Here is a 15,499-nt window from a genome sequence, read left to right as displayed (position 1 = left end):
CAACTGCTCAACAGAATCAGCCGTCACGATCGCCACGCACCTCAACCACTGGCAGCATGATCAACCCCCGACGAACTAACGGTCGTGACCACTAGATGAGACGCGCTGGGCGGCCACGCTGAGCGGCGCGCGCTGAGTGCGCGCACTGGGTGCGACCCAGCTGGGTGCAACCCGCTGGGCGGGGCACGCTGGGCGGCACGCTGACTGCGACCCGCTGGGCGGGCACGCTGGGTGAGGCACGCTGTGTCCGCGCACTGGGCGGGGCCGCCGGATGTGACGGGCTGGGCGGGCACCCTGGGTGTGCGCATTTGGTGGGGCGCGATGGGTGGGGCGTGCTGGGTTTCGGGTTAGCGGCCGGTGGTGCCGTCTAGTTGTTCCCGGAGTATGTCCGCGTGCCCGGCGTGCCTGGCGGTCTCGCTTGTCATGTGGGCTATGACCCACCGGAGTGTGTGCCAGGTGCCTTCCACCGGGATGGCGACGGGTTGGTCCGGATTGCCGGCGGCTCGGATGGCGCGGTCGCTCTCCTCGATCGCCGCCTGGTAGTCCCGCAGCACCTCGGTGACAGCGCGGTCAGGCGGGACTGCCATGCCGAACTCGCGATCCGCTTCCCAGTCGCCGCCGGCAAGGTGATGGCCGAACCAGTATCGCTCCGCTTCGGTCAAGTGCTGCACCAGCCCCAAAATTGACGTACCGCTGTCGACCAGGGCGCGCCGCACCTGGGTGTCGGACAGTCCGTCGGCTTTCTTCAGCACGCAATGCCGGGCGAAGGACAGAAACGCCAGGGCAGTGTCGAGCTCGCCAGTGTCGACGCGTGGCACGGACTCCCGCTGTGTCTCCACCATGCCCCACGGTAACCCGATGACCGAATGCACAGGCGCACGATCAGCAGGGTCGGGCGTTATTGACGGGACTAACATTTATATATACGCTAGGAGTGCGCATAAGTCAGAGTGGAGATGGCCGTGATCACTGGACGGCGGCGGGTTGCCAACACCACTGAGGTGGGGCGGTGGAATGCCGAGCTGGTGTTGGAGCACCTGTACAGCCGGGAGTCGAGGACCAACGCTGATTTGGCGCGGGTGACCGGGCTGTCGCGGTCGACCGTGGAACGGACGCTCGACGTTCTGGTGGAGCGTGGGGTGGTGAGCAAGTCCGAGCCGGCGGCTCTGGTGAGTGGGCGGCCGGCGGCGTTCTACCAGTTGCGCCCTGAGTTCGGGTATTTGCTGGCGATTGATGTCGGTGCCCATACGGTTCGGGTTCGCGTTGATGATCTCGCCGGGCCGGGCCGGGCCGACCACGAACCAGAGCCCGTGCGGGTCGGCGTCGAGGACACCTCTGACAAGCGGCTGGCGGCCGTTGAGGGCGTTGTGGATCGTGCTCTTGCTGGTGTGGGTGTGACGCGAGGGCAGGTGCGGGCGGTGACTGTTGCGACGCCGGGCATCGTTGATTCCGCTGGGGTGATCAAGGTTTGCCGGGTGATCCGATCTGGGGACTGGGTTGGGGACCGGCTTCGGGGCTGGGTGAGTGAACGGTTTCCGGGGGCTGCGGTGGCTGTGGACAACGACGCGAACTTGGCCGCGCTGGGGGAGCAGCGGTTCGGGGTTGCCGGAGACGCCGCGGATGTGGTCGCCGTGGTTGCCGGGCGGCGGATCGGGTTCGGCATCCTGCGGGGCGGCGTCCTCCATCGCGGCACTCACCACCAAGCGGGTGAGGCGGCCAACATTCGTGGCTCGTCGTGGGAGCGGGCCAGCAAGTGGCTACATGAGCATGACGACGCGGGCCGCCTGTTCCAGGCGGCCGAAGCGGGGGATCCGGCGGCACGAGTGGCTGTCGGCAAATTCGCTCAGTTGTTGGGCACGGCGTTCGCGGAGGTGGTCCACACCATCGACCCCGAGTTGATCGTGCTCGGCGGCGCGATCTCCCTGTCCGGGCCGATGATCCTCGACCTCGTCGCCGAACGGTTCAAGCGGGCCTGTCGGGACACCGAGGCCCCGGATCTGCTGTTGTCCACGCTCGGCCGGCGGGCCGTGCTGCTCGGTGCCGCCGAACACGCCCGGCGCCAAGCGTTCGGCCACCTCCTCGACGACGCGCGGCCGCACCCCGCTGTGTCCATCGCCGACCCACCCACCCCCACTGTGTCCATCACCGACCCCCTACCGGGGTCGCCCACCCCCACCGGACCCCGGAGTCGACAATGAGCGCCTATCCCGTACGGGTCGCGATCCTCGGCGCAGGAGTTCGCGGCCAGGGCCACAGTCAGCACATCCGCCGGCACGGCGGGCGGATCACGGCGATCGCCGAACCTGACGACCAACGCCGCCAACGCTTGGCGGCCGAACACGATGTGCCACCCGAGGCATGTTTCACCGACTGGCGCGCACTGGCGGAACACCCTGAACTCGCTGACGCGGTCGTCATCACGACCCAGGACAACGATCACGCCGAACCCTGTGTGCGGTTCGCCGACCTCGGCCGGCACATCCTGTGTGAGAAGCCGATGGCCACCACCGAGCCGGACGCGGCGCGCATGGTCGCCGCGGTCGAACGCACCGGGGTGATCTTCGCGGTGGTCCATCCGCTGCGCTACATGCCGTACACCGACACGATCAGGAACCTGGTGGACGAGGGCCACATCGGGCACATCGTGAACGTCCAGCACCTCGAACCGGTCGGCGCCTGGCATTTCGCCCACTCGTACGTCCGCGGCCACTGGCGGCGCGAAGACCTGTCCAGCTCCCTGCTGATGGCCAAGTGCTGCCACGACCTGGACTGGCTGTCCTACATCATCCAGGCCCACCCGGTGCGGGTCGCCTCGTTCGGCCGGCTCACCCACTTCCGGTCGGACAACCATCCGCCGGGCGCGGCGCACCGGTGCCTGGACTGCGCCATCGAACCCGACTGCCCGTTCTCCGCGCCCCGCCTTTACCGGTCCTGCCTCGGCGACCCTGCCCGGGAACGCTGGCCGCTCAGTGTCGTCACCGACACGCCTGCCGAGGACGCACTCACGCACGCCCTCACCCACGGCCCGTACGGCCGCTGCGTCTACACCTGCGACAACGACGTCGTCGACCATCAGGTTGTCGCGCTTGACTTCGCCAACGGCGTGACGGCCACCCACACCGTCACCGCCTTCACGGACATGGCCCGCCGGCAAACCCGGATCTTCGGCACCCACGGCAGCATCGACAGTGACGGCCACCAGATCACCCTGCAGGACTTCCGGGCCCATCCCGCCACCAGGACCACCACGATCCACCCCGACAGGGAACGCCAGGGCACGGCGAGCCACGGCGACGGCGATCAGGCCGCCGTCGCCGCCTTTCTGACCGCCGTCGCGACCGGCGATACCAGCCACATCCGCTCCGGCCCCCAGGAATCCCTGGACAGCCACCGAGCCGTCTGGGCCGCCGAACACGCCCGCCGCACCAACACGACCGTCACGATGCTCAGGGGGTGAGAGTCACCGGAGGGTCGCGCCGAAGCGGTCGGCCAGGACCGCCACCGCCGCTTCCTTGGCCGTCGTGGCTTCTTCCACCGTGAGAGTCCGGTCCGCGGCACGGAAACGCAGGGAGTAGGCGAGCGAGCGCTTGCCCTCGCCGATCTGCTCCCCGGTGTAGACGTCGAAGAGTTGCACGTCTTCCAGCAGGTCCCCGCCGCCGGAGCGGAGCGTGGCCGCGACTTCGGCGACCGGCACGCTCACGTCGACCACCAGGGCCACGTCGAGAAGGACCGGCGGGTACGGCGAGACGGCCGGGGCCGGGCGCCGCCGCACGATCGGCAGGGCGTCCAGGTCCAGTTCCATCGCGCACGTCCGCCGGGGCAGCCCCAGCGCCTCGACGACCTTGGGGTGCAGTTCGCCCGCGTGCCCCACCGGCCAGCCACCGACCCGCAACTCGGCGCACCGGCCCGGGTGCCAGGGCAACAGGTCGCCGGCCTGCACGGTCAGGTCGACGCCGGCTGCGGCGGCGACGTCCCGGGCGGCCTGGACGGCGTCCGCCCAGGTCGCGGGCTCGCCTTTGCCCCACCAGCCGGCGCGTTCGCGGTTGCCGGCGAGCACGACCGCCACGTGCACCGGTTGCTGCGGCAGACCGGCGTTGAGGGCGGCGATCTCGTCGTCGGTCGGGCGGTGGTCGACCGAGACCGTCGGCATCGGCACCGGTTCGGCCCGCGGCAGGAAGACCTGTCCTATGTAGAACAACGACACGTCCCGCGCGCCGCGGGACACGTTGCGCGCCAACATTTCGAGCAAGCCGGGCAGGAGCGTCGTGGTCAGCTCGGCGCGCTCGGCGTCGAGCGGGTTGAGCACCTTCATGGTCCGGCGGCGGATGTCTTCGGCGTCCAGGCCGAAGGCGTCCCACGCGGCGGACGAGACGAACGGTGACGGCGTGACCTCGACGTAGCCGGCGTCCGCCAACGTGCGGGACACTGCCCGGCGACGGCGCTGGACCGGGGTGAGACCGCGACCTGCCGGCGCGGTGGGCAGCACCGACGGGATCGTGTCGTAGCCCTCCAGCCGCAGCACCTCTTCGACCAGGTCCGCCGGCCGGGTGAGGTCCGGGCGCCAGGTCGGCGGCACGACCAGCACCGCCGGCCGGCCCGCGTCGGTCGTGGTGACCTCCACGTGACAGCCGATCTGGCTCAGCCGGTGCGCGGTCACCCCACGGGCGTAGTTGATGCCGGCGACCCGGTCGGGCAGGTCGATCGCCATGATCACCGAGCCGGGCAGCTCCGGGCGACCGACGTCGGTGCGGCCCGGCTGGATCCGGGCTTCGCCGTGCTCACGCAGCAGTTGCGCGGCGCGCTCGGCGGCGAACGGCGGGAGCGCGGGGTCGACCGAGCGTTCGAAGCGCTTGGACGCCTCGCTGGGCAGCTTGTGCCGGCGGACCGTCCGGCTGATCGACCTCGGGTCCCAGACGGCCGCCTCCAGGAGGATGTCCGTGCTGTCCGGGCGGACCTCGGTGCTCGCGCCGCCCATCACGCCGGCGAGCGAGATCGGACCGGTGTCGTCGCAGATGACGATGTCGTCCGGGTCGAGCGAGCGCTCCGCGTCGTCCAAAGTGGACAGCTTCTCGCCCGGGTTGGCCTTGCGGACCACCAGGTTGCCCTTGATGGACGAGGTGTCGAAACTGTGCATCGGCTGGCCGGTCTCGAGCATCACGTAGTTCGTGACGTCGACGGCCAGCGAGATGCTGCGGATACCGGCCAGCATCAGGCGGCGGCGCATGAACCACGGCGTCGGCGACGTCGGGTCCAGGCCCGTCACGCGCCGGGCCACGAACCGCGGGCACCCCAGCTGGTCCTCGATGTGCACGCCGTGCGCGTCGCCTTCGGCACCGGGCACGGACAGCGCGGCCGGGTCCATCAACGTGGTCCCGTACTTGCACGCCAGCTCGCGGGCCAAGCCGCGGATGGACATCGCGTAGCCGCGGTCGGTGGTGATCTCCAGGTCGAGCACGGTGTCGTCCAGGCCGAGCAGCGGGCCGGCGTCGTCACCGGGGCTGGCCTCGCCGCTGGGCAGCACCAGGATCCCGGTGTGGTCCTCGCCGAGGCCCAGCTCGCGGACCGAGCAGATCATGCCGTTGCTGGTCCGGCCGTACGTCTTGCGCGCGGTGATCTCGAACCCACCGGGCAGCACCGCGCCTGGGAGCGCGACCACGACGAGGTCACCTTCGTCGAAGTTGGTGGCGCCGCAGATGATCCCGCGCGTCTCCGGCGGGACCACGTTGCCGTCGTCGTCTTCCTCGTCGTTGTCGCCGACGTCGACCTGGCAGTAGCGGATCGGCTTCTTGAACTCGGTCAGCTCCTCGATCCGCACCACCCGGCCGATCACGAGCGGACCGGTGACGTCGTCCAGCGCGCGCAGCTCGTCGACCTCCACGCCGAGCGACACCAACGAAGCCGCGATCTCTTGCGGCGTCAGCGATTCCGGCAGGTCGACGTGCGACTTCAGCCAGCTGAGCGGGATCCTCACTCCGCCTCCGTTCCGAACGCCGTGGTGAAGCGGACGTCTCCCTCAACCATGTCGCGCATGTCCGGGATGCCGTTTCGGAACTGCAGCGTGCGGTCGATGCCCATGCCGAACGCGAACCCGGAGTACACGTCGGTGTCGACGCCGCACGCTTGCAGCACGTTCGGGTCGACCATGCCGCACCCGCCCCACTCGACCCAGCCCGCGCCGCCCTTCTTCTCCGGGAACCACACGTCCACCTCGGCGGACGGCTCGGTGAACGGGAAGAAGTGCGGCCGGAACCGGGTCCTGGACTCCGGTCCGAACATGGCGCGGGCGAAGCTGTCCAGGGTGCCCTTGAGGTGGGCCATGGTGATGCCCTTGTCCACCGCGAGGCCCTCCACCTGGTGGAACACCGGCAGGTGGGTGGCGTCGATCTCGTCTGTCCGGTACGTGCGACCCGGGCACACCACGTAGACCGGCAGCGCACGGTCGAGCAGCGACCGCACTTGCACGGGTGACGTGTGGGTCCGCAGCACCATGCCGGAGCCGGCGGGCGCCACGTAGAAGGTGTCCGACGTGGTGCGGGCCGGGTGGTCGGGCAGGAAGTTGAGACTGTCGAAGTTGAACCACTCGGCGTCGAGCTCGGGGCCTTCGGCCACCTCGTAGCCCATGCCGACGAACACGTCCGAGATCAGCTCGGACAGCGTGGTCACCGGGTGACGCGCGCCACGGGGTACCCGGTCCCACGGCATCGTGACGTCGACGGCCTCGTCGAGCAGGACGCGCTCGTCGCGTTCCACCTCCAGCCGCGCGCGACGCTCGTCGAACTCCGTCTTGATCAGGGACTGTGCCTCGTTCACCCGCTTGCCCGCCTCGGAGCGGGCCTGGGGTGGCAGCGCGCCAATCTCCCGGCGGGCGGTCAACAGCGGTGAGCGGTCGCCCAGGTGCGCGGGTTTCACCGCGGCGAGGGCGTCGAGGCTGTCAGCTGCCGCAAACTCGGCCTTGGCCTTGTCGACCGCCTGCTGCAGTGTCTCCGGCGCGAGCGCGGCGACCTCTTTGGGGTCGTACGGGTCGTTGGCTCCGGACATCGGTGCTGGACATCTCCTCGGATCCGCGAGAATGTGGCTGTGGGCGTCCGGCTTCATGGTCTTCACGGTCGAAGCTCGGGGCGCGCCGGTAGCTCAACGATCGTAGGTGACCCGTACCTGGTGCAACTCATTAGGGCCGCTCACGCCAGCACACGCACAGTCCGGTAACGACCCGACTACTCACCCGATAGAGTGACACGCGCGAAGTTCGTGCGGTTCAGCCAGCACCTCGAGGTCAGCCAGCGCTCATGTCCCGTTCCTTCGGCGTCGATCTACGCGGCATTATCGAGCTGCTCAGCCAGCACCTGTACGGCAGCCCCCGGGTTTACGTACGGGAACTGCTGCAGAACGCGGTCGACGCGACCACCGCGCGCGGCGCCGGGATCGGGCCCCGGGTGCTGGTCGAGACGCCCGACGTGACCGGCGACGGGACCCTGCGGGTGTCGGACAACGGGATCGGCCTGACCGAGGACGAGGTGCACACGCTGCTGTCCACCCTCGGCCGGACCTCCAAGCGGGACGAGCTGGGCTTCGCCCGCCAGGACTTCCTCGGCCAGTTCGGGGTGGGCCTGCTGTCGTGTTTCCTGGTGGCCACCGAGATCAGGCTGGTCAGCAGGTCCGTGCACGGCGGCCCGGCGGTGCGCTGGGTGGCCCGGTACGACGGCCAGTACGACGTGACAGTCGATAATGACGCCCGCGCGGAGGTGGGCACGACGGTGACGTTGGTCCCCGGCCCGGACACCCGGCACTGGCTGGAGCACGGCATGGTGGCCGCGCTGGCCAGGGAGTTCGGCGAGTTGTTGCCGGCCGAGATCCAGGTGGACGGCGAGGTGCTGACCGTGCCGGAGCTGCCGTGGTCGCGGCGGCCCGGCGAGTCGACGGCAGACCTGCGTGAACGGCTGAGCGGGTATTGCGAACGGACGTTCGGATTCCCGCCGTTCGAGGTGCTGCCGCTGGACATGCCCGCGGTCGGCCTCACCGGCGCGGCGTTCGTCACGGCGGACGCGGCGCACCCGGGCGCGCGGCAGGCGCACCGGATCTACCTCAAGCGGATGCTCGTCGGCGACTCGGTGGAAGGACTTCTGCCGGACTGGGCGTATTTCGTGCGCTGCGTGGTGAATTCGTCCGCGCTGCGGCCCACGGCGAGTCGGGAGGCGCTGTACCAGGACGAGACGTTGCTGGCGATCCGGGACGAGCTGGGTGCGGTGATCAAGGACTGGCTGGTGCGGCTGGGCGCCACCCAGCCGGACCGGGCGTCCGCGCTGTTGGCCCGCCACCAGCTGGGGATGAAGTCCGTGGCGTTGGTGGACGACGAACTGCTGCGGCTGGTCGAGCACTGGCTGCCGTTCGAGACGACCGACGGAAACGTGACGCTGCGGCAGTTCCGGCGTAGACATTCCACTGTGCTCTACACCCCGGACGTGGACGAGTTCCGTCAGCTCGCCCCGGTCGCCCAGGCTCAGGGGCTCGGCCTGCTCAACGCCGGGTACGCGTACGACTCGGACCTGTTGAAGCGTTTGGTGGAGGTGGACGGCCAGTCGGCCGCGCGACGCGTCGTCGCCCGTGAGTTGCTCGCGGCCATGGACGCCCCGGAACCGTTGGCGGAGAAGGAGCTGCTTGCGAGCGTGCGGCTCGCCGAAGCCGTGCTGCAGCGGCACGAGTGCGAGGTCGTTCCGCGCGCGTTCGACCCCGTCTCGTTGCCCGCGTTGCTGATCACCGACGCGGACAACGAACGCCACCGCGACGCCGAACGCGTCGGCGAGGACAGCGACCCGTTGTGGGCGGAGTTGTTGGGCCAGCTCACCTCTTCGACGTCGACAGCGAGCCGACAGCTGGTGCTCAACACCCGCAACCCGCTCGTGCGGCGGCTCAGCGAGCTGACCGACCGGTCGCTGGCGGAACTGACCGTGGAGTCGCTGTACGTGCATGCCCTGTTGCAGTCCCGGCGGCCGATGCGGCCCAGGGACACCGCCGCGCTCAACCGGTCGTTCCTCGATCTGCTCGACCGGGCGGTTCGTCGATGACCGACGAACGCGCGCGGGCCGAGGAGCTGTTCAGCGAGGCGGCCGCGATGCCGACCGGGATGCCCAGGCATGAGGCGTTGGAGCGCGCCGCGCGGACGGCCGACAGCTGCGGCCACGACAAGCTCGCGGCCACGTGCCGGATCGCGTTGATCGACTCGTGCTACTGGCTCAACCGATACGACCTGATCCTCACGCCGATCGCGTGGTGCCGGGCGGCGGAGCAGCGGGACGCGTCGGTGTTCAGCGACCACGAGGCGCACAGTCTCAACTGGGCGCACAAGTGGGTGCCGGTCGGGCTGCGGCGTGATCCGCGGTTCAGTCTCGCGCAGATCGAGTCGGTTCTGGACGACCTGGAGGCGCGGTACCGGCGGCTCGGGCTCTCGTTGCAGCCGGTGCACGGCCAGCGTGTGCTGACCGCGGCGCACATCGGCGACTTCGCGTCGGCGGACGAGCATTTCGCGCGGTTCCTGGCGACCGAACGCGACGACATGAGCGACTGCGCGGGGTGTGTGCTGGAGGAACAGGTCGATCATCTCGTCGCGCGGGGCCGTTACGAGGAGGCGCTGCGGCACGCGGAGCCCGCGTTGGCGGGGACGTTCACGTGCAGCATGCAGCCGCAAGGTGTGCTCACGGCGTTGCTGCCCGCGTTGACCGCGTTGGACGAGGTGGAACGCGCGCGGGACGCTCATCTGAGCGCGTACCGCAGGTCACGTGAGCAGGCCGGGCACGGCTATGTCGGGCCGCATCTGGAGTTCTGCGCGTTGACCGGCAACGTCCCGCGGGGCATGGAGTTGTTGCGGCAGCATCTGGACCAGGTCCATCACGCGACCAGCCCAATCGGGACGATGAACTTCGCGGCCTCGGCGGCGTTGCTGCTCGGCCGGCTCGACGCGCCGCACAACGTGCAGCTGGCGGTGCCGAAGCCCGGTGGTGGCACCGCGAACGTGACCGCTCACCAACTGGGCACGTTGCTGCGGGTGTCGGCGTTGACGATCGCGGCGGACTTCGACCGGCGCAACGGGACCACCCGCCAGTCCGACCGGGTGCAGTCCATTTTGGACGCCGAGGACACCGTGCCGGTGCCGCTGGCGGTGCCGAACGCGATGCCGCCCCGCGAACCGGAACCGGTCACCGCGGACCCGGTCGAGCTCGCCCGGCAGGCGCATCAGGCGTACGAGAACAACGACTTCCTCACTGGATTCCAGCTGCTGCGGTCGCTGCCGGCGGACCTGGACCCGTTGCTGCCCGCCGATCTCGCCGCCCGGTTGGCCGCGCGGCGGATCATGGTGTTCGACTCCTACACACCGTCGCCGACCGTGCTCCGCGACCTCGAAGCGGCGATCCAGCGGCTGCGTGCGGTCGGCGACGAGGACCAGGCGGTCCGGTTCCAGGCCAGGCTCGGCCTGCTCACCGCCGAACTCGGCGACCTGGACGCGGGCCTGGAGATCGCCACGCGGGCGCTCGCGGACGTGGACGCGCTCGCGCCGGCGACGGGTCGGATCCTGGTCCGGTTGATCCTGTGCGAGCTGCTGGATCTCCGCCACGAGTACGCCGAGGCAGGCGCGCTGCTCGCGGAGGCGACGCGGCTGGCCGAGGAGACCGAGCCGACGTGGGTGCCGTCGGTGTTGGTGGAGGCCGCCGAACACGAGGGGCGGCAACGCAACCTGGACGCCGCCGACGAGGTGCTCGCCCGGATGCTGGCCATGCCGGATCTCCAGTCCGGCCAACGGTTCGAGGGCCTGCGGATCCGCGCGTGGGTCGCCGAGCTGCGTGGCGACGTCGGCATGGCGCTGGCGACGGCGGCGGACGTGGTCGAGTACGCCAAGCGTTTCCCCGGCCCGTGGCAGGCAGACATGCTGCTGTACCGCGCTGCTCTGCTGGACCGTTCCGGTCACGCCGGACAGCACCTCGCCGAACTCGCCGAAACCGTTGCCGTGTGCCGCGCCGAAGGCACCGCCGGCGACACGGCACGGGCGTGTTTCCTGTTGTCGTCCGGGTACCTGGCCAGGAATCGGCTGGTCGAAGCCGCCGAGGCGCTTGAGGAAGCGGTACGGCTGCTCCCGCCCGAGGAGTCGGACCACAAGCCGCCGGTCTGGTACCGGCTGGCCACGGTCTGCGCCGAACTCGGCGAGCACGCCGAGGCCAAGCGGCTGTTCACCACGATGCTCGACATGGTCGCCGACGCCCCGCTGCCGACGCGGGCGTTGGTCTGGTCCGGTCTCGGCGCCGCGAACTACGCGTTGTCCGACAGCGACCAGGCCGAAGACTGCCATCGCCGGTCCGCGGAACTCTGGGAACAGGCCGGGCTGCCGGTCGAGGCGTGCCAGGCGTGGGTCAAGGCCGCCGCCGTCCTGGCCGACACCCGGACGGATGCCGCGTTCGTCGCCATCGAGCGGGCCATGGCACAGATCCCGGCGGACAACGACGAACTCGCCGACCGGCTCACCGCGGAAGTCCTCGAACTGCGCGCCTACACCCACGCGCAGGCCGGCCAGCACGCCGAATCGCTCGCGGACAACACCCACGCGGTTTCGCTCGTGTCGAAGCTGGACGAGCCGGACTGGCAGGTCTTCCTGATGGTCCGCGCGGCCCGCGCGCATGTGGCGTTGGGTGCCCCGGAATCGGCGGAAAGACTCGCCAGGGAGTCGGTCGAACTGCTGTCCGAGGACACACCGCGCAGCATCGTCGCCCGTGTGCTGGACGTACTCACCCGAGCTCTGGACGCGCAGGGCAGCACGGTCCATCAGGACACGACCGCTCGGGCTCTTACCGCCCGGCTGCGAGGATAGCGGTGGCGTACAGGCACACCGCGGCGGCCGCGGCCAGGTTGAGGCTCTCGGCTTTGCCGTAGATCGGCACCTTCACGGCTTCGTCGACACCGGTGAGAATCTCGTCGTCCAGGCCGTGCGCCTCGCTGCCGAACACCCACGCGGTGGGTTCGGACAGGTCCGCTTCGGTGAGGTCCTTGGTGGCGTAACCGTCGGCGGCGACCAACCGGAGGCCGGCGGCGCGGCACGCGTCGAACACGGCCGTGGTGTTGCGGGCGCGAGACAGCGGCAGATGGAAGACGCTTCCGGTGGAGGCACGGACACACTTGCCGTTGTGCGGATCCACGGTGTCGCCCGCGAAGACCACCGCCGAGGCGCCAGCGGCGTCCGCCACCCTGGTCACCGTTCCGGCGTTGCCCGGATCGGACACGCCCACCAGGACGGCGACCAACCGGGCACCGGCCAGCGCCTCGTCCAGGCTGACGTCCAGCAGCTCACAGACCGCGACAATGCCTTGGGGCGTCACGGTTTCGGACAGGCCGTCGGCGGCCTTGTCGGTCACAGTGGACACTGGAACGTCTACTATGGACAACCAGTCGGCGTTGCGGGCGGCCGCGGTCTCGGTGACGAACACCTCGTGCACCTGGCCGTACCGCAGGGCTTCACGAACCGCCTGCGCGCCTTCGACCAGGAACCGGCCGGCGCGTTCCCGCCCGGCCCGCCGGGTCAGCTGCCTTGCGGCCGCGACCCGGGGCGTGCGCTCGGTGAACAGCGGTGTCGCCCCGGGCCGGGAGTGCTCGCTCAGGCCTTCTCCTGCGCCGGCACGTTCGCGCGGGACACCTCGACCAGCGCGGTGAACGCGGCCGGGTCACTCACCGCGAGCTCCGCGAGGATCTTGCGGTCCACCTCGACCCCAGCGACCTTCAGGCCCTGGATGAAGCGGTTGTAGGTCATGCCGTTCTGTCGTGCCGCGGCGTTGATGCGGGTGATCCAGAGCTGCCGGAAGTCACCCTTGCGGGCGCGGCGGTCCCGGTAGGCGTAGTTCAGCGAGTGGAGCACCTGCTCCTTGGCCTTGCGGTACAGCCGCGAACGCTGGCCGCGGTAACCACTGGCCAGCTCGAGGGTCGTGCGGCGCTTCTTTTGGGCGTTGACCGCCCGCTTGACGCGTGCCACGGGTCCATCCTGTCGATCTCAAGGGGCGGGGTGTCCGCCCGGTGGGCAAGGGGGGCTTCAGATGCCGAGCAGGCGCTTGACCCGCGGAACGTCGGTCGGGGCGACGTCGGTGGTGCCTTCGAGGCTGCGGGTCTTCTTGCTGGACTTCTTCTCCAGAATGTGCCGGCGACCGGCGCGCTCGCGCTTCAGCTTGCCGCCGCCGGTCACCCGGAAGCGCTTGGCGGTGCCCTTGTGCGTCTTGTTCTTCGGCATGTCGTCCTCATCTCGTGCCGCCGCCCGCGCTAGTGGCGGGCGGTCGGCAGCTCTACGTCGGGGACCCCGACTACTCGGGGTCGGGCGCGTCCGGTGCGTCCGGAGTGGTCGCCTTCGCCCGCGGTTTGGCGTTCTTGTGGGGCGCCAACACCATGATCATGTTGCGGCCGTCCTGCTTCGGTGAGGACTCGATGACCCCCAACTCGGCCACGTCGTCGGCCAACCGCTGCAACAACCGGAACCCCAGCTCCGGGCGGGACTGCTCCCGGCCGCGGAACATGATGGTGACCTTGACCTTGTTCCCGTGTTCGAGGAAACGCACGACGTTGCGCTTCTTGGTCTCGTAGTCGTGGGAGTCGATCTTCGGCCGGAGCTTCTGCTCCTTGATCACCGTGAGTACCTGGTTGCGCCGGGACTCGCGGGCCTTCTGCGCGCTCTCGTACTTGTACTTGCCGTAGTCCATGAGCTTGCAGACAGGCGGGCGAGCCTGCGGGGCGACCTCAACGAGGTCGAGATCCGCCTCCTGAGCGAGGCGGAGCGCGTCCTCGATGCGGACGATCCCCACCTGCTCGCCGTTCGGTCCGACCAAGCGGACCTCCGGCACCCGGATGCGGTCGTTGATACGTGTCTCGGAGCTGATGGTGCCTCCTTTGTCCGAGCTAGGTTCGTAAGCGCGTCTCTGGGCGACGCTGCGGCCGGCGGTGGCCCCAGTAACGCGTCGAGCCCCGCCGCCACAATGGCGTACGGGGCCCGCTGCCTTCACCGATCCACGGCACAGCTGCCCTTGCGGGCGGTCGCACCGAACCACGGCCGCCCGCGAGGGCTGCCGCGATTGACCGGACCCGGCCACCTGGACGAACACGGCGGTGACAGGGTGGGAGCGGGGCTCCACTTGCCGCCCCTGTAGCTACAGGGGCTGGTCGCACGTGGAAGGGTACCAGAACGTGACTGACCCCGTGTTTTCCGGCCCCGATGAGACGAACGTCCGTGACCTGGCCGAGATTCCCAGCGTCGAGGTGATCAGCCGGGCCGCGGTGATGCTGATGTCCGCGGCGGCCGAACGCCTCGGCCTGGCCGACCCCGAGCCGGACGACAGCCCCCGCCGCGACCTGGACGAGGCCCGTCGCCTGATCACCGCCCTCGCCGGCCTGGTCACGGCGTCCGTCGAATACCTCGGACCGCACGCCGGACCGCTCCGCGAGGGTCTGCAGTCCCTGCAGCGGGCGTTCCGGGAGGCTTCGGCGGTGCCGGACGAGCCGGGGCAGGGACCGGGCGAGAAGCTCACCGGTCCGGTGTACTGACGCGGAACGTCCGCCGATACGTGAGCGGCGAGACGCCGATCGTGTTGCGCAGGTGCTGCCGCAGTGACGTGCCGGTGGCGAAGCCGACCTGGCCGGCGATCCGGTCGACCGGCAGGTCGCTCGATTCGAGCAGCTCACGGGCCCGGGCCACGCGCTGCTGGATGAGCCAGCGCCCCGGGCTGGTGCCGACCTCGTCGCGGAACCTGCGGGCGAAGGTGCGCAGGCTCATCCGCGCGTGGTCGGCGAGGTCGGCCTGGGTCAGCGGCAGGTGCAGCCGCTCAAGCGCCCACTGTCTCGTGGATGAGGTGCTGGTGGCGGCCGGTTCGGGCACCGGCAGGTCGATGTACTGGGCCTGACCGCCGTCCCGCCACGGCGGGATCACGCACATCCGGGCCACCTCGTTGGCCACCCGGCTGCCGTGGTCCCGGCGGACCAGGTGCAGGCACACGTCCACGCCGGACGCGGCACCGGCGGACGTGAGCACGTCACCGTCGTCGACGAACAGCACGTCCTGGTCAAGGCGCACGGTCGGGTAGCGGTGCCGGAACTCCGCACTCAACTGCCAGTGGGTGGTGGCCGGCCGGCCGTCGAGGAGTCCGGCGGCGGCGAGCAGGACGGCTCCCGTGCAGATGGACACCATGCGCGTCGCCGGCCGGATCCGGGCCAGCGCGGCGGCCACCGCTTCAGGCACGCCGTCGTCGACGATCGAGACGTCGAAGGGCGGGATCACGACGGTGTCGGCGCTCGCCAGGGCTTCGGGCCCGTGCTCGACCGCGATGGTGAAGTCGGCGTTCGTGGCGACCGGCCGGCCGTCGACCGTGCAGGTCACGACGTCGTAGCGGGCCGGGAGGACGCCGAAGATCCGCCTGGGCATGCCCAACTCGAACGCGTACACCCCGGGCAACGCGAGCACCACGACTCGATGCATGGCACGATCATATCG

The 15,499-nt window shown here is 70.0% G+C and carries 13 protein-coding genes; 5 read left to right on the top strand and 8 right to left on the bottom strand.

Features of this window, described 5'->3' with window-relative positions:
* Positions 1-347: 347 nt before the first annotated feature.
* Entirely contained in the window at positions 348-839 is a 492-nt protein-coding gene (locus EV192_RS41420) for a DinB family protein (protein WP_207926611.1), read from the bottom strand.
* 123 nt (positions 840-962) lie between these two features.
* Here EV192_RS41420 and EV192_RS41415 point away from each other — a divergent pair, with 123 nt between their 5' ends.
* Together EV192_RS41415 and EV192_RS41410 are read left to right on the top strand one after the other, a co-directional pair.
* Complete coding sequence (locus tag EV192_RS41415; RefSeq protein ID WP_165960895.1) at positions 963-2,198, top strand: ROK family transcriptional regulator; 1,236 nt, start codon at positions 963-965, stop codon at positions 2,196-2,198.
* Entirely contained in the window at positions 2,195-3,457 is a 1,263-nt protein-coding gene (locus tag EV192_RS41410; RefSeq protein WP_132124188.1) for a Gfo/Idh/MocA family protein, read from the top strand. The genes EV192_RS41415 and EV192_RS41410 overlap by 4 nt, the downstream gene beginning before the upstream one ends.
* 3 nt (positions 3,458-3,460) lie before the next feature.
* On the opposite strand, the gene pheT is transcribed toward EV192_RS41410, so the two are convergent.
* Positions 3,461-5,971 carry a phenylalanine--tRNA ligase subunit beta gene (gene pheT, locus EV192_RS41405; protein WP_132124187.1) on the bottom strand — a complete coding sequence of 837 codons (2,511 nt, stop codon included), beginning with the start codon at positions 5,969-5,971 and terminating at the stop codon, positions 3,461-3,463.
* Positions 5,968-7,038, bottom strand: coding sequence for a phenylalanine--tRNA ligase subunit alpha (gene pheS, locus EV192_RS41400; protein ID WP_132124186.1), 1,071 nt, complete (start codon positions 7,036-7,038; stop codon positions 5,968-5,970). Before pheS ends, pheT begins: the two co-directional genes overlap by 4 nt.
* A 248-nt stretch (positions 7,039-7,286) precedes the next feature.
* On the opposite strand from pheS, the gene EV192_RS41395 reads away from it, so the two are divergent.
* Positions 7,287-9,062, top strand: a complete 1,776-nt coding sequence (locus EV192_RS41395; protein WP_132124185.1) for an HSP90 family protein — start codon at positions 7,287-7,289, stop codon at positions 9,060-9,062.
* Positions 9,059-11,851 (top strand): hypothetical protein, encoded by a 2,793-nt coding sequence (locus EV192_RS41390; RefSeq protein ID WP_132124184.1) that lies wholly within the window; start codon positions 9,059-9,061, stop codon positions 11,849-11,851. Before EV192_RS41395 ends, EV192_RS41390 begins: the two co-directional genes overlap by 4 nt.
* On the opposite strand, the gene EV192_RS41385 is transcribed toward EV192_RS41390, so the two are convergent.
* The 4 genes from EV192_RS41385 to infC form a co-directional block, all read right to left on the bottom strand.
* Positions 11,829-12,602, bottom strand: a complete 774-nt coding sequence (locus EV192_RS41385) for a TrmH family RNA methyltransferase (protein ID WP_132124183.1) — start codon at positions 12,600-12,602, stop codon at positions 11,829-11,831. The genes EV192_RS41390 and EV192_RS41385 overlap by 23 nt on opposite strands.
* 29 nt (positions 12,603-12,631) lie before the next feature.
* The gene (gene rplT / locus EV192_RS41380) at positions 12,632-13,003 is read right to left on the bottom strand and encodes a 50S ribosomal protein L20 (protein WP_033389397.1); all 372 of its coding nucleotides are present in this window, start codon (positions 13,001-13,003) and stop codon (positions 12,632-12,634) included.
* 57 nt (positions 13,004-13,060) lie between these two features.
* On the bottom strand, positions 13,061-13,255 hold the full coding sequence (gene rpmI / locus EV192_RS41375) for a 50S ribosomal protein L35 (RefSeq protein ID WP_132124182.1): 195 nt from the start codon (positions 13,253-13,255) through the stop codon (positions 13,061-13,063).
* A gap of 70 nt (positions 13,256-13,325) precedes the next feature.
* Positions 13,326-13,895 (bottom strand): translation initiation factor IF-3, encoded by a 570-nt coding sequence (infC, locus tag EV192_RS41370; RefSeq protein ID WP_132124219.1) that lies wholly within the window; start codon positions 13,893-13,895, stop codon positions 13,326-13,328.
* Positions 13,896-14,199: 304 nt separating this feature from the next.
* On the opposite strand from infC, the gene EV192_RS41365 reads away from it, so the two are divergent.
* Positions 14,200-14,556 carry a DUF1844 domain-containing protein gene (locus EV192_RS41365; protein WP_132124181.1) on the top strand — a complete coding sequence of 119 codons (357 nt, stop codon included), beginning with the start codon at positions 14,200-14,202 and terminating at the stop codon, positions 14,554-14,556.
* Here EV192_RS41365 and EV192_RS41360 read toward each other — a convergent pair.
* On the bottom strand, positions 14,537-15,484 hold the full coding sequence (locus EV192_RS41360; RefSeq protein ID WP_132124180.1) for a GlxA family transcriptional regulator: 948 nt from the start codon (positions 15,482-15,484) through the stop codon (positions 14,537-14,539). The genes EV192_RS41365 and EV192_RS41360 overlap by 20 nt on opposite strands.
* Between the last annotated feature and the right edge of the window lie 15 nt (positions 15,485-15,499).

It is taken from the genome of Actinocrispum wychmicini (genome assembly GCF_004345645.1).
Classification (GTDB): domain Bacteria; phylum Actinomycetota; class Actinomycetes; order Mycobacteriales; family Pseudonocardiaceae; genus Kibdelosporangium; species Kibdelosporangium wychmicini.
The sequence above is the reverse complement of the archived record's forward strand: the minus strand, read 5'-3'. Positions and strand labels throughout refer to the sequence as shown.